This window comes from Pedobacter jaeyakensis (assembly GCF_054461315.1).
The window spans coordinates 1666188-1681552 of sequence record NZ_CM136921.1 but is presented as its reverse complement, the minus strand read 5'-3'; the positions used below and the strand labels follow the sequence as shown (position 1 = coordinate 1681552).

At 37.3% G+C, this 15365-nt stretch carries 14 protein-coding genes; 3 read left to right on the top strand and 11 right to left on the bottom strand.

Features of this window, described 5'->3' with window-relative positions; all coding sequences use genetic code 11:
• Positions 1-204: 204 nt before the first annotated feature.
• The 4 genes from hpf to ACXZ1K_RS07405 all read right to left on the bottom strand — a co-directional run bounded on the left by hpf (position 205) and on the right by ACXZ1K_RS07405 (position 3039).
• Positions 205-552: a ribosome hibernation-promoting factor, HPF/YfiA family gene (gene hpf, locus ACXZ1K_RS07420; protein ID WP_458972751.1), complete on the bottom strand. Its 348-nt coding sequence runs from the start codon at positions 550-552 to the stop codon at positions 205-207.
• A 15-nt stretch (positions 553-567) separates the two neighbouring features.
• A complete protein-coding gene (locus ACXZ1K_RS07415) occupies positions 568-1455 on the bottom strand; it encodes a tyrosine-type recombinase/integrase (protein ID WP_458972750.1) in 888 nt (295 codons plus the stop codon).
• Between the two features lie 129 nt (positions 1456-1584).
• Positions 1585-1779, bottom strand: coding sequence for a 30S ribosomal protein S21 (rpsU, locus tag ACXZ1K_RS07410; protein ID WP_458972749.1), 195 nt, complete (start codon positions 1777-1779; stop codon positions 1585-1587).
• Positions 1780-1863: 84 nt separating this feature from the next.
• Positions 1864-3039, bottom strand: coding sequence for an acyl-CoA dehydrogenase family protein (locus ACXZ1K_RS07405; protein WP_458972748.1), 1176 nt, complete (start codon positions 3037-3039; stop codon positions 1864-1866).
• A 194-nt stretch (positions 3040-3233) separates the two neighbouring features.
• Here ACXZ1K_RS07405 and ACXZ1K_RS07400 point away from each other — a divergent pair, with 194 nt between their 5' ends.
• A complete protein-coding gene (locus ACXZ1K_RS07400; RefSeq protein ID WP_458972747.1) occupies positions 3234-4319 on the top strand; it encodes an ATP-binding protein in 1086 nt (361 codons plus the stop codon).
• Here ACXZ1K_RS07400 and ACXZ1K_RS07395 read toward each other — a convergent pair.
• The 3 genes from ACXZ1K_RS07395 to ACXZ1K_RS07385 form a co-directional block, all read right to left on the bottom strand.
• Positions 4316-5050, bottom strand: coding sequence for a LuxR C-terminal-related transcriptional regulator (locus ACXZ1K_RS07395; RefSeq protein ID WP_458972746.1), 735 nt, complete (start codon positions 5048-5050; stop codon positions 4316-4318). The two genes, ACXZ1K_RS07400 and ACXZ1K_RS07395, sit on opposite strands and share 4 nt — an antisense overlap.
• A gap of 221 nt (positions 5051-5271) precedes the next feature.
• A complete protein-coding gene (locus tag ACXZ1K_RS07390; protein WP_458973242.1) occupies positions 5272-5799 on the bottom strand; it encodes an adenine phosphoribosyltransferase in 528 nt (175 codons plus the stop codon).
• Between the two features lie 2 nt (positions 5800-5801).
• Positions 5802-6710 (bottom strand): ComEA family DNA-binding protein, encoded by a 909-nt coding sequence (locus ACXZ1K_RS07385; RefSeq protein WP_458972745.1) that lies wholly within the window; start codon positions 6708-6710, stop codon positions 5802-5804.
• 80 nt (positions 6711-6790) lie between these two features.
• Between ACXZ1K_RS07385 and ACXZ1K_RS07380 the strand changes: the two genes are divergently transcribed.
• Positions 6791-8542 (top strand): lysophospholipid acyltransferase family protein, encoded by a 1752-nt coding sequence (locus ACXZ1K_RS07380; RefSeq protein WP_458972744.1) that lies wholly within the window; start codon positions 6791-6793, stop codon positions 8540-8542.
• Here ACXZ1K_RS07380 and ACXZ1K_RS07375 read toward each other — a convergent pair.
• Complete coding sequence (locus tag ACXZ1K_RS07375) at positions 8539-8781, bottom strand: hypothetical protein (protein ID WP_458972743.1); 243 nt, start codon at positions 8779-8781, stop codon at positions 8539-8541. The two genes, ACXZ1K_RS07380 and ACXZ1K_RS07375, sit on opposite strands and share 4 nt — an antisense overlap.
• 298 nt (positions 8782-9079) lie before the next feature.
• On the opposite strand from ACXZ1K_RS07375, the gene ACXZ1K_RS07370 reads away from it, so the two are divergent.
• Positions 9080-10285, top strand: coding sequence for a hypothetical protein (locus tag ACXZ1K_RS07370; RefSeq protein WP_458972742.1), 1206 nt, complete (start codon positions 9080-9082; stop codon positions 10283-10285).
• Positions 10286-10287: 2 nt separating this feature from the next.
• Here ACXZ1K_RS07370 and ACXZ1K_RS07365 read toward each other — a convergent pair whose 3' ends face one another.
• The 3 genes from ACXZ1K_RS07365 to ACXZ1K_RS07355 form a co-directional block, all read right to left on the bottom strand.
• Positions 10288-10815 carry a hypothetical protein gene (locus ACXZ1K_RS07365; RefSeq protein WP_458972741.1) on the bottom strand — a complete coding sequence of 176 codons (528 nt, stop codon included), beginning with the start codon at positions 10813-10815 and terminating at the stop codon, positions 10288-10290.
• A gap of 132 nt (positions 10816-10947) precedes the next feature.
• Positions 10948-12405 carry a hypothetical protein gene (locus tag ACXZ1K_RS07360; RefSeq protein WP_458972740.1) on the bottom strand — a complete coding sequence of 486 codons (1458 nt, stop codon included), beginning with the start codon at positions 12403-12405 and terminating at the stop codon, positions 10948-10950.
• Between the two features lie 93 nt (positions 12406-12498).
• Positions 12499-15288, bottom strand: a complete 2790-nt coding sequence (locus tag ACXZ1K_RS07355; protein WP_458972739.1) for a TonB-dependent receptor — start codon at positions 15286-15288, stop codon at positions 12499-12501.
• Positions 15289-15365: the final 77 nt, after the last annotated feature.

Sequence of the window (15365 nt, the reverse complement as noted above, 5' to 3'; positions counted from 1 at the left end):
ATATCTTACATCCCTGAAAAACCAGGAAAGTATTTTACAATGTTAATCATTCACAGAACATTCCAAATCTTGTTGGGCCAACGCCCTCTCTGAAATGGAATGCAAATCTACAAGAATTAAAGTACTGCGCAAAATTATTTTTAAAAAAAAATTGGCAGGATTACACCTGCCAATTTAATATCAAAAACATAACAAAATATATCTCTAATAATCAGACACTTCATCAGCACTTAATATCTCTTTGTGCTCACTAAGTTTCGCTCTGGTTTTATCTTTATGCTTAGTAATTTGCTTCCTTAACGACTCTATCGCCAAATCTGTAGCCTCCTCAAAAGATTTACACTGCTCTTTTGCAAACATGGTAACACCGGGTACAATTAACTTAATTTCGCTAATTTTATTTGCCTCATCATCTACATTCTCTAATTTCAAGTAAACCTCACCACTAATAATCTGGTCGAAAAACTGGTCTAGCTTATCAACTTTCTTTTGTATAAAATCTAACAATTTGTGGTCCGCAGTGAAATGGATCGATTGAACTGTAATTTTCATATTTACCTCCTTGTTTTATGCCTTTGGATGGGCTTGTTTATATATTGATTTTAATCTTTCTACTGAATTGTGCGTATAAATCTGGGTTGCTGCCAAACTAGCATGTCCCAGTAACTCCTTAATTGCATTCAAATCTGCTCCTTTATTTAATAAACTTGTCGCGTAAGAATGACGCAGTACATGCGGACTCAATTTCTCCTGGGTAGAAATCATCTTCAAGTAACACTGCACAATTCTGTAAATTAATTTAGGATATGCATCCGCTCCTGTATCTGTAACGAATAAGACCCCCGTTTTGTTATTAAATTTTTGAATGTATTTTAGCTCTATGTACGCTTTAAGCTGATTAACAAGCACATTGCTTATTGGCACCACTCTTTCTTTATTTCTTTTACCCAAAACCTTAAGCGTTCCCTCGTAAAAATCCAAATCTTGGTCCTTTAACGATAGCAATTCGGACAGCCTAAGTCCCGCACCAAACAGCGTTTCTATAATCGCTTTGTTTCTCACAGATGAAAAGCTTTCATCAAAAAAATCTCCTGAATCAAGCAATTCATCCAGCTGTTCATATCCAATAAAAACCGGCAACCGTTTAGGTAACCTAGGAGCGCGGATTAATGACATAGGATTATTCACCACCATGCCGGATTTTTGTTGATATTTATAATAGCTTCTTAAAGACGAGAGCTTTCTTGAGATTGAACTTTCAGTCATCTTAAACTCTTCAAGTAAATGGACAATGTACTCCCGGACCATTTGATAGCTAACCTCAGTTAAATCTATTTCAAAATTATCTTTAATAAAAATGCTAAACTGTATTAAATCCGAGTGATAAGATTGTATCGTATGGGAAGAATATCGTTTCTCATGCTGCAAATAGATTAAAAACTTTTCAACTGCCATAAAAGAAAATTTGGTTGCTCTTAAAGTGAATCTACAAAAATTTAATTGATCAATGCAAAATGCACATAATAAAAAAGCCCCGAAGAAAAAATCCTTCGGGGCCTATTTATATGGTGTAAATTAAAAAGATTAAATAGTTCCTTCTAATTGCATATTTTGAATGTAAATAGCGTGTTTAACTTCAGTACGACGAGCAACAGATTTTTTCTCGTATGCTTGGCGACTGCGCAGTTCTCTTAATACACCCGTTTTTTCAAATTTCTTTTTGAAACGTTTCAGGGCTTTATCAAGTGATTCGCCGTCTTTAATATTAATGATGATCATAACGTTAAAATACCTCCTCTCGTTGTTTTTAGGACTGCAAAGATAAGGCTTTGTTTTGATTATCAAAACATTAATATTAAATAGTTAATTTCCGTTAAGTAGTTCTCTTGCAATCACAATCTTCTGGATTTCAGACGTTCCCTCTCCTATTGTGCACAACTTGCTATCCCGATAGAATTTTTCCACCGGAAAATCCTTTGTATATCCGTACCCGCCAAATATTTGAACGGCTTCAGTAGAAGCTCTAACAGCCACCTCAGACGCGAAATACTTAGCCATCGCAGATTCTTTGGTCATAGCCAACCCTCTGTTTTTTAGGTCGGCAGCTTGTCTGATCAATAACTCTGCGGCTTCAATTTCAGTAGCCATATCTGCAAGTTTAAAACTGATACCCTGGAAACTGGAAATTGGTTGCCCAAACTGATGTCTTTGTTTAGCATACGCCAAAGCAGCTTCATAAGCGCCTCTGGCTATACCTAACGATAAAGCTGCTATGGAAATACGGCCCCCATCAAGTACTTTCATAGCTTGTTTAAAACCCTCTCCTTCTAATCCAAGCAAGTTTTCTCTGGGCACTCTGCAATTATCGAAAATCATTTCAGTTGTCTCAGATGCCCTCATCCCTAATTTGTTCTCTTTCTTACCTGCTGAAAAACCAGGAGTTCCTCTTTCCACAACAATTGCAGATATACCTTTAGAACTTCCCTTTTCTCCAGTACGTACCATCACAACAGCTACATCACCGCTCTTGCCGTGTGTAATCCAATTCTTAGCGCCGTTGATCACATACTCGTCGCCGTCCAGAACCGCTGTCGTCATCATCCTCAACGCATCAGAACCTGTATTTGCTTCCGTCAAGCCCCAAGCACCTATCCATTCTGCTGTTGCCAACTTCGGCAGCCATTTTGCTTTTTGTTCACTATTCGCAAAGGCCAAAATATGTCCGGTACAAAGAGAATTATGTGCAGCTAGAGAGAGTCCAATTGATCCACAAACCTTCGAAATCCCAACAATCACATCAACATATTCCTGATAACCAAGACCCGATCCACCGTATTCTTCTGGAACTAGTACACCCATCAAACCCAATTCACCAAGCTGCTTAAACACCTCAACAGGAAAATATTGTTCCTCATCCCAGATCATTACATTTGCACGGATATGTCGCTCCGCAAAATCAGTAACAACCGCCCGGATCATCTCCTGATTTTCTGAAATGCTAAAATTATATCCTTCTGACTTATTTGTTGTTTCTATCATATTAACAGCATAAATTGAGGCAATTATAATCATTTTATGCCAGTGTTTATGCAGACTAGGATCATCAGAAAATAGAACGAAATGGTATTTAGTCCATATTCGTTCTCTCAGTATTTTAGGTAAATTAAAATGCCGAAAAAGTATTTTTATTTTTTTAGTTTTAAAGCGCCAAACAACCCATAAGAATATTTTTTATGCGACCAATTACCTGGCTTCACATCCGTGAGCAGTTAAATAAAGACTTGATAGGAAAGGACTCCTATCGCGGTGTAACCCTAACCTATTCCTGGCTTGCCAATCAATTTGGGCATTTTTCACTGGGCTTCATACCCACCGTAGCAATTCATCACCTGCTTACTTCAACCAATAAATATATAGTAAGTCTTTTATCCAAGATTGGAATCATCCTACCTGTTAACGATGCAGAATATTGGGCCGCTTTTGGAGTGTGGGGCATTTGGATCTTGTTCGAGACTTACAATTTCCTAAAACCCTTACTTTTTAATAAGACATCTAAACGAAAAGCTTTGGGCAATGGGCAATACACATTTCAGCCGGCATGGTTTAATGTAGCTTTTGATACCGTAACTGATCTGCTGTACTTTGGACTTGGCGCCATTTCAGCAAGTCTGCTGTGTAATTACCAACCCTCAATGCTCATTTTAACGCTCGTGTTGGTAATATTGGTATCTTATCCTGCCTATTATTGGTATACCATCAAAATGTTTATTCAAAACGCAGAGTATCCATTTCAATTGAGATTAAGCCAATGGAACCAAAACATCCAGGAACGTAATAAAGGATATATACTCGACTTCCTTAAAAGTAAAAACGAAGGCAAACACATCTTGGTTTTTGGCTCTAAAGGTAGCGGCAAAACTTCCCTGGCTGTTGCAATAGCAACTGAAGCCTCCATAAAAAGCAACTGCTGCAGCTATGTGACCGCCGTTAAATTACTGAGTATGTTTTACGACCCGCAAGACCAGCGGTACGACAGCTATCTTTGGTCATGGAGAAGTTGCGGCTTATTGGTTATTGACGACATCAATCCAGGCAAACCGGTTAAAAGTGACATCATTACAACCAACCTGTTCTATGAGATTCTTAATAACGTAGATAATGGTCCGCATAATATTGAGCACATACGGAACAAAAACATCATTTGGGTCATGGGAAGTGACGATCCGACAAACTTGCTGGAAGAGAAATGGAAAAAGCTATTAACTCAAATTGGTGTGGAGTTAAATAACATAAAAGTGATAGATCTGGACGAAGGCTAAGGCAAAATATAATTATCATAGGCAAAACTTACCAAATGAGTTAAACTTTTAACATCAAACCTTTTATATAATGGAATAATCCGCTTTTCAATTGCAGAGTGCGAAACCTTAAGTTCATGTGCAATTTCCTTAAAAGAATACCCTTTAGCTACTAATGACAGAGCTTCCTTTTCCTTATTAGAGATTGCAAGGTGACTAAAAAGTATTTTATTTAGCTCTTCCTCAAACTTCTCTTTTTCTGGTCCGTATGCGGCATAACGCATTATCTTACCAAAAATAAGGCTTCTGTTAATTTGAAAACGTCCTATAATTGATTCTATCCTACCATTTTCGGAGCTGAAAACACCCACCCTGGCAATAATTGGAACTAAGCTTCCGTTCTTATGAATTTTTTTAAGCTCTATGGTGAAACTGTACTTCTCCAGATCCTCAGTTTTGTTATGTATAAATTGAAGTGCTTTATCATTAAGATCATGAGAAAAGGGTGCGTATTCCGGGGCCGACATATTCACGATCGCCAACATGTTGATCTCATCGTCCTGATAACCCACTACTTCTTCCCATCCGCTCGCAAAGATCATCCTATTTTCTTTGAATGAATAAACATAGATTGCCTCTTCCGGAAACTTCGGTATCGTTTGTTTAAAAAAAATCGCTTGCTCACTATTCGGATCGGCTGGAACTGCTGTTACAAAATTTCTAGTGTAATCACCAAAATTCTTCTTTGACATCACTTAAATTGAGATCTATATTTTTAAAAAGCTGCGTATTTTCTCAGTTGATTCAGCCCGCAACCGGGGTTAAATTTGCAAACAAGATATTAAAAATTATTGATCATACCGCCATGTATACTAAACCAAACAAAACAATCACCGCTCACTTTTCTATCTTTATTTTAAGGCTGGCCGCGTTGGCGCTGCTGGCATTGTGTTTATATCAATCTGGGTTATAACTAATAATTGGCTAAAGCCGTTACATGATCTGAATATACGGCCAATCTATCCTTTCCGTTCAGAAAATCCAGAGAGATGATAAAAGAGTACCCGGTAACCATGCCCCCAAGTTGTTGAACTAGCTTAGTAGCCGCAACCACTGTTCCCCCGGTGGCTAGCAAATCGTCATGAATAAGTACATTCTGCCCACTAATCAGCGCATCTTCATGGCACTCAATCACTGCGCTACCATATTCCAGATCATAAGATTGCTTAATGGTTTTATACGGCAACTTTCCTTCTTTGCGAATCGGAACAAAGGGTACACCTAATAGTTGAGCCAACTGCGGGCCAAATAAAAATCCTCTGCTCTCAATCCCAGCAACCACGTCAATTTTTCTTCCTCTCGTTTGCAAACCAAGTTCTTTAACTATGGCGGCACATAATTCAGGATCTTTTAATATCGGCGTAATGTCTTTAAAAACGATTCCCGGCTTCGGAAAATCATTTACGTCTCTAACTACATTCTTAATTTTAGTGGCAATCATCATTAAAAGCTTAGGTAAGGTGTTAAACGCAGGATCAAGTCTGGCGTAAGAATGGATATTTTAGACAAATCAGCAATGCTATTAAAGTTTCCGTGCTGCTTTCTATAGGCCAAAAGTGCGTTGGCTTGCTTATACCTTATATATGGGTGATTTTTAAAATCTTCAATTTGTGCCGTGTTCACATTAATCTTTTTAATGGCAGAATCATCTACGCTGATCTGGTCCTTAATTTCTGCATATTTAGTTGAATCAATACCGAAAACTTCCAGCAACTGTTCTTTCCTATAAAAGCCGCCAATCCGATCCCGGTATTTTATAATTCTTATGGCAAAGGCTGGCCCCACTCCCTTAATCTCATCCAGGTCGGCACTGTCGGCAAAGTTCAATTCTATTAATCTCTTTGCTGGTTTTGAAGAAGTTACCTTTTTATCCACAGAAGCTTTAAATGTCAAATTTTCCTCTTTAATGGAAACATATGGAATCAGCTTATCAGCTAGTTGCGAACTGATGGTATACATTTTCCTGAGGTCTGCTGCTGTTTTAAACTTACCGCCTTTTGAGGTATACTTTACTACTCCGGCCGCCTGCTTTGGTGATAATCCGAGTGAAATCCAATCATCAATCCCTATTGTATTTGGATCAAATCGAAAAAGATTTACTTTTCTAACTGATCTAATATGGGCTTGTACCCCATAACTACGGTGACTACTAACCGCTCGTACCGATTCAGAATTTTCGACTAAAATCAACCTTTTCATGACAAGTTGTTCCTCATCACTACCGCCATTAGGGTAAAAAATAGAATAAGCATTTGGGGCAAAGGTGATTAGCACAATAACAATAATCAAGGCCAGAAGCCCATTGAACTCACTTTTACTGAAATCAAAGTAGTTATTTAGCCATTTTCTCATTGTTGGCGAAGGTACTACTGTTATTTAAAAATATAAATCTTATTTTTGAAATTGTACTATTATTCAACAACTAACCATACATGAAGATCATAACCACCCAGGAGTTTGCAAAGGCTACTAAAATAGACAAGCTAGGCGTACCAGGTCTAGCGGCATTGCTCATGGAGATGATGAAATTGAACGACATCAACAAGGTGTTTTCTCAAAATGTACATTTCAACGGCCTGGAGTTTGTTGATAAGATACTGGAAACGATTGGTGTAAGCATAGATTTTGATGAGGATGACCTTAAAAACATTCCTAAAACAGGCGGTTTTATTGCGATTGCTAATCATCCATATGGTGGTGTTGAAGGACTCGCATTGGTAAAGCTCCTATGTACGGTAAGGCCGGAGGCCAAAGTAATGGTTAACTTTATCCTGAAAAAAATCCCTAATCTCAGTGAATTTTTTGTAGCCGTTAATCCATTTGAAAATGTACAACATACTTCCAGTATAAGTGGCTTAAAGGCCACGTTTGACCTTTTGCAGAGTGGTACGCCAATAGGCATCTTCCCTGCCGGGGAGGTTTCTACCTTTAGTTTGGATAAACAAGAAATTACCGATAGGCTTTGGCACCCTGTAGTAGGTAAACTTATCGCACGCGCTAAGTTACCAGTAGTACCTATTTATTTCCACGGCAATAACGGGGTACTATTCAACATACTTAGCTTTATACATCCAACCTTAAGAACAGCCAAGCTACCTTCAGAATTTTTAAACAAGCAAGGATTAAAAATAAAGGTGAGGATTGGAAAGCCGATAAATATTGAAGATATCTCTTACAGGAACAATACCAATAAATTACTGGATTTCCTCAGGGCCAGGACTTATGCCTTGGGCACAGGCCTGGAAGAAGAAAGGAAACTTTTTAACCCCATTAACTTATTTAAAATAAAGAAAAAGCCCGAAGCAGTTATAGAAGAAACGGACCGCAACAAAATTGTAGAAGAAGTCACCCAATTGGAAAGCTTTAGGGTTTGGGTAGAGAAAAACTATGAGGTATACATCACCCCAACTGCTAACATCCCTAACATTTTAAGAGAGATTGGTCGCCTGCGCGAAATCACATTTAGGGAGGTTGGAGAAGGAACCAATAAGAAAATAGACTTAGACAACTACGACATCTACTATAACCACTTATTCATTTGGGATAAAGACCTTCAAAACATCGTTGGCGCGTATCGCATCGGCAAGGGGGATGAAATCCTCAACACCATGGGAAGAAGGGGCTTTTACCTGTCAGAGCTCTTTAAAATAAAGGAACCTTTTTATCCGATATTAAGAAAAGGGATAGAATTAGGAAGATCATGGATCCGGAAAGAATACCAACTTAAGCCCCTTCCATTGTTCTTATTGTGGAAAGGCATACTGAAGTACCTTATAGACAATCCGCAGTACCGTTATATGTTCGGCCCAGTTAGTATCAGTAATAACTTTTCAAAGTTCTCTAAGTCACTGATCGTAAATTACATTACCAAGAATCATTTTGACTATGAACTTGCACATTACGTAAAGCCGAAAAACAAGTTTAAGGCAGATCTTTCTGCAATCGATAAGGATCTCCTCATCGAAAGCAGCGAATCTTTAAAAGATCTTGATAGTTTAATTTCAGATATCGAAAACACACATATCAAAATACCTGTGCTGTTGAGGCAGTATATGAACCTGAATGCAAAGATCATTTGTTTTAACATAGACCCAAAGTTTTCAGATTGCCTGGATGGTTTCTTATTAGTAGATACCCAAAATATTCCGCCAGAAATGCTGGAGAAAATTGGAAAGAACTTTTAAGCTGTTACAGGGCTGGTTTCTTCAGTTTTAACTTCAACTGCAGGATTAGCCAGTTTTATTTTCTTTGAAAGTTTTTTCGCCAATTGTGCAGATCTCTTTTTGATCTCTTTTTTTAATTTTTTAGAATCCTGTCCTAACTCTGTAGTGATAGAAGTTAACGTGTTGATTAACTGCTCTTCTATAGCTGATATCGTCGATTTCTTGATAGCTTGCTTCAGTTTTTGCTTCTTTTTATTCATAATTTCAAATGTATATTAAATTAATACTTATTTAATATTATCATTATGTTAACGAAATAAACACTACTTAACATTAGAAAAAAATAAAAAGCCCTGACATCCACCAAGGCTTTTTCTTATCAACTAAACCGAAACGTATAAATACCAACCAAGTACCTATGTCACAAAAGTAGATTTGGCATATTAAACTGTCGTTAAGCATTCATTACCAAACCAAACAAATAGCCACAAAACTTAATATTACCTATATGTTAAATAATCGTATATTTAATGTAACCCTTATATAAACACATAGGCTATGGGCACTTTGCTTAAGTTTTTTGTTTCCGCTTTTATATTTTCTGCACTGGCAGCAACAGCCAACGCGCAGCATAAGGGGCATACGATAAACTTTGAGCTATATAATGACACCTTTAACGTCTATACTGACTCAGCTATACTTTTATCTCCACCATCAATTATAAGCGAAAGCTTTATCAAGCTAAGCTATAATAAGCTGGAGCAAGAGAATTACGCCCCCATCATAGATTCCCTTCAATCCTATAAAAAACACCATCAGCTTAACGACTGGCTGTATTACCAACTCATCAGGAAAACAGCTGAGAGCATCGCTCCTAAAAAATATAATTATGAGATGTATACCTTTTATAAATGGTTCCTGATGGTAAAATCAGGCTATGATGCTAGATTAACAATTGCGGCAAATAGGATTATCTTTTATGTGTACAACAGCGAAGATATTTCAGACATTCCATTTCTGATGTTCAAAGGCAAAAAATACATGTGTTTGAATTACCATGATTACAACCATGCCAACCTTAACGACGAACCTCCAACTGATATGATTGGTATTCCTGAAGCCACTCAGGCATTCTCATATAAGGTTACACGGATGCCTGATTTTAAGCCAACAGATTACGAAGACAAAAAAATTGAGTTTAGCTACAAACACCGGGTATATCACTTTAACGTAAAGGTTAATCCTAAAGTAGACGCCATATTTACCAACTACCCTGGAGTAGATTTCGAATCCTACTTCAATATCCCATTAACCAAACAAACGTACAGCTCCCTTATCCCTCTGTTAAAGAAGAATGTGATGGGGATGGGAGAAAAGAAAGGTGTAGACTATTTGATGAAGTTTACCAGATACGCCTTCCTTTATGAAAACGACGAAGAAAACTTTGGTAAAGAGAAACGCCTTTCACCAGAAGAAACATTATTCTCAAAATACAGCGACTGTGACGACCGTGTAGCGCTTTTCTTTTATCTAGTTAAGGAAATATACAACCTCCCTATGATTGCGATGCTTTACCCTACGCATATTACCATGGCCGTACAATTTGAAAAGCCAATAGGCAAACCCATAATTTACGATGGGAAAGCCTATTCACTTTGTGAGCCTACACCACAAAAGGAAGATCTAGGCATCGGACAAATGTCGGCCAAACTACAACTTGCATCATATCAGGTAGTCTATAGCTACGACCCAAAAAAGCCTTAGATTTATTTTTGATTGAGGTAGTAATACTGCTTAACATGAATTGTATCAGCATACTTTGCGTTAGGATCAGTTGATTCTATAAACAATTTAGTTTCAACCAACCATTTACGGTTCCCATTAGCATCATAAGAATTAAGCTGAATACCCTTACTTGTACCTTTTGCTACTCTTATCGGTATAGAGAAACAAGTTGGGCAAATGGTAAATATCTTTAGCCTTCCTTCGGCAACTTCCTTTTCACCCAAATTGAAACTGACACCTTTAGCAGGAGCCAATATAAATGCAGTTGCGGTAACACCCGGAGTTTTAACCTCACTCCAAAATAACCTATACCCTCCTGGCTTTATGGAAAAAGTAGCGTCATCAAAAGTGGAATTATTGGAATACGAATATGTACAGTTTGCACCTTGCGGACAATCGGTCAAACCTTTTTCCTCAGGATTTTCAACATAGCCCTCGTCTTTACTACAAGACAGGATCCCTGTTAACAGGGCAATAACGAAGAGTAATTTAGTAGCAACATTTTTCATAACATCTGTTTCTAACCAGTACGCGCACAACCAATGTTTCGCTACATCGCCTATATTAAATTTACGTTAATTTTCCAAAAAAGAAGCCCCGATCATAGACCGGGGCTTCAGAGATTAAACCAAATATATAGACTATTTTACTGCACCAGGAGTTGTGTAAGCCAAAGTTTGAGCATCAACTGTTGCCCATCCTGCTGCCCAGTTGTCAGTACCGAAAGCACCTTTGTAAGCCACTTGTGTAAATATTGCAGTAGATTTTACTTTATCATGTGTAAACGATGCTCCTGTCGCTGCTGCTGAAGTAGCTGACAAGGTGAAATTAGCAGTTCCAAGTGTTATCGCTGACCCAGTTCCAACGCCATAATCGCTAGTATAAAGGTATGGAGAAGTAAACAAAGCCCCTGCAAATGCTGTATTTGAAAATACTGTACCGGCTAATTTACTGGTCACATCAGCTAGAGCTGAAGCAGTACTTACAGTTAAATCTGTTTTGCTTCCGTAGACCAAGTTGTTTGAAAATACTGCAGAACCAGTAGTAAAGTTAGTTGAAGTTGCACCTGCTGTAGCAACTTTAGTATCATCAACATATAAGCCTACTGGGAAACCAGATATTACTGAGTTGAATATGCTGATTGAAGAATTACGACGAATCTGAGCACCATTTTGGAAGTTTGCATTATATGAACCACCAGTTGCTTTGATTGGGCCTAAAATTGTTACGTTAGAGAAAACTGCGGAAGTCTTAGGAAGTAGGTTAGATCCGTTACCATCGTTATCAGATTCGAATCCATTTGATCCAGATTGATCAGCAACAGTTGAAACACGTTGAGCCAAAGCAAACTGTACATTACCTGAATAGCCAAAATCTGTATCAAAATCATCATCCCAAGAAGCGATAGCTAATAAGTGCTTTGCATTAACCGTACCACCAAACCACTCAAAAGCATCGTCACCAGAACGATAAACTTGTATGTAATCTAAAGTTGTACCATTTCCAACACCACCCATTGTGAGTCCATTTATCTCATTATCAACTGAAAATGCTATGCCGGCATATTCAATACGTACATATTTCATAGTACCTGAATTGTCAGCTGCGTCAGTACCACCATAATAGATATAAGCTTTTTCATCTTTACCTGTTGGTTGTACTAAACCACCCTCAATTTTGACATCATTACCTTGGTTAACTGGCGCTTTACCTAATAAAATAACACCACCCCAGTCTCCTTGGCTACGTGCACCCGCAGCAAGCGCTGAAGTAAATACGATTGGCTTTTCAGCAGTACCAGTAGCGTTAATTTTAGCACCACGAGTTATAGTTAAAGTTGCTTTTGAAGCTTTATCACCTTTGATAATGGTTCCTGGCTCAATAGTAAGCGTTGCGTTGTTACTCACGTAAACAAAACCTTTTAACAAATAGATTTTATCTGCTGTCCAGGTTGTATTAGAACTGATTTCACCTGTTACTTCAACAGTGTTAGAAGGGACAACTACTGGTGGATCACCACCATCTTCAACGGTATTTTTTTTACAAGAGCTTGCAAAGAACAAAGCTGTTAATGCTACTAATAGAAATTTATTTTTCATCTGTTTTTATTTTTGTCTTTTATTATAATTGCAAATAGATTGATTTAAGTTATCCTTGCTGTTAAGTTCAGATTAACAATTTGTTAAGTAGACTTAGAATGAGTAGTTAAATGATAAGGATATATTTGTGCCTGGCTTGTATGAAAATATAGTCTCATCTCCGCCAGCATTACCATCATATTTTTTATTCTTATTATAGTCAAAATATACAGTATTACGCTCGCTAAGTATATCACCAACATTCAGCTTCAATTCTCCTTTACTCTTAAGTACTTTATACCCGAACTGGAAATCGAACACATTTCTTGGTGCTTCCCAAGTACTAGGGAAGTTAATTCCGCTAGCTTGTGCAATTCTTCTACCTATCCTATTGTACAACAAATTGAAATTCGCTTTATTATTAAGAGTAGTATGCTGTAATCCTGCGTTTATAACATATGGAGACTGACCTACCATTGGACGCGTTTTGTCTATATAGTTTTGATCATCTGGGTTTTTAACCGTAGACTTAATAAGGGAAAGATTAACGTATGCAGTTGTATTCTTTATTATAGCTGCGTCGCTAATAAATCCTAAATTCTTACGTGCTTCCAACTCTATACCATATGTTTGCGCTTTAGTGGTATTAAAGTAAGAGATATCTGGCGTAGAGATTACGTCATAACGGTAAGATTCAATTGCGTTATTGAAGTGTTTGTAGAATACTGAGAAAGAGAGGATTTCACCAGATCCAGGATATATCTCATACCTTAAATCAGCATTATCGATTGAAGTCCTCTTTAAGTTTGGATTACCTCCCTGATTTGCTAATAACTCGTAATCATAGAATGAAAAAGGTGCCAATTCTCTAAATTCTGGTCTTGCAAGGGTTCTATAATAAGAAGCTCTAAAATTGCTTTTTGGAGTAATGCTGTAAGTGAAGTTTACTGAAGGCAATAAATCCAGTTTGGTATCATCTACTAATGGCTTACTTGTATTTAACTGTACATGATAATTCTCTGCCCTTAAACCATAAATGATTCTATATTTTTCGCCAAACTTTTGATCCAACATGGCGTAGCCATAATTTGTGAAAGAGTTAGCATCATAATTATCTGCGTCACTTCCGATCTCACTTAATTTATAAACCCCAGATTGAAATAGCGATTTAGAAAAAATTTGATTAACAGGTAACGTCCTAATTTGATCGAATTGCGCAGGATCAATATTTGTTTGCAATTCAGCACCGATAAATCTTGCAGTAAAGGTACGCTCACGATACTGCGAGCCTAAACCAACCTTGAATGTTGTAGATGCGTTAAATAATTTAAAAGGAGTACTATAATTTACATCTCCAGAATAAATATTTTCGCTTAAATCTGTAAATAAACGGGTGTTTTCTTTTCCTAAAGAAGTAACATTTGCTGAATATGGAACACTTGTATCATTCTGAGAAGCTAAGGCTTTCGCATAATTGATTTTTAATTGATTTGGCTGATTATTAGTTACATTGCTAACTGAAGCAGTCCATTTCAACTTACTGTTTGGAGCGCCAATCTGGTGATCTCCTTCTAAAGTACTTTTGAATAATGATTTTTGCAATACATCATAAGCATAGAATTTATTTACCGTAGTTGATCCAAGGTTTATACCAGTACGTTCTGTATAATTATCGTCATAAGTACGATTGTAAATATTCTTGAAGCTAATTTTATTCTTACCATAGCTGTAAGCAAAATTCGCTAAGGCACCAAGATTGGTAGAAAACCTATATTGATTATCATTATAATCATAAACATAGAAAGAACGTTGCACATCCTGATATATAGTCTCAGAGTTACGATAAGTCAAGGAAACCAACGCACCAAAACGACTGTCGTTCTTAAACTGTTTTACCCTCCCAAGACTAAACTGATAATTTTGGGTAGGCGCTGCCGACGTCTGATTTATATTTAAATCATTAGGTAGAGATTTCAAAGAAGATATATTTTTTGCTGGAGTTAAACCTGCTGCAATCCTACTTCTTGAAGGGAAATTCGAAGCAAGTTGTTTTGAACCATCTTCAAAACCAAGGTAATTCAAAGCATTTTTACCAGTACCAAGAAAATCTTTAAAAGTAGATTGGGTATTGTAACTAGTACCTACTCCGAAAGATATAAAGTTTTCTTCGGGAATATCCTTAGTTGTGATCTGTACTGCACCTCCGGCGAAATCTGCTGGAAGATCTGGCGTTGCAGTTTTGCTAATTGTAATTTTGTCAACCAAGTTTGAAGGGACAATATCAAATGAGAAAGCCTTGCGGTTTGGCTCGGTGCTTGGCAAAGTTGAATTATCAAGAGTTGCAGTATTGTAACGATCACTCAAACCCCTCACGATAACAAATTTGTTGTCTTGTATCGTAGCACCGCTTACGCGCTTTAATGCTTCAGAGGTATTCTTATCTGGAGATTTCCTAATCTGATCACTTGAAATACCGTCAGAAATGGAAGCACTGTTCTTCTGTGTTGCATACAATGCATTTACACTCTCCTTTTTGAAACTCCCCTGTATAACAACTTCATTTAGATTCTCGCCACCGGCTTCATCCAATACGATATCGAATACAGTAGTTTTACCTGCCGATACTTCAACATCGCTAATTTCTTTGGTATTATAACCTACATATTGATATACCAAAACATATTTTCCGGCTGCCAAGCCTGGTAAAGAATACTTACCATCAACATCGGTGGCCATTCCTTTAGTTGTACCTTTAATTTTAACGGTAACACCAATTAGTGTTTCACCACTCTTCTTATCAGATACCTTACCAGAAATTTTTCCTGTTTGTGCGAATGCCGCTGCGCCGATAATTACAAAAAGTAAAGTAACTACTGCTTTCTTAAGATTCAATTGTGATTTCAATTTGCTGTATATTAATTTTCAGCAAAGCTATTACCACAATGTTAGGTATATGTTAGATGTAAATTACCATTTGTTTA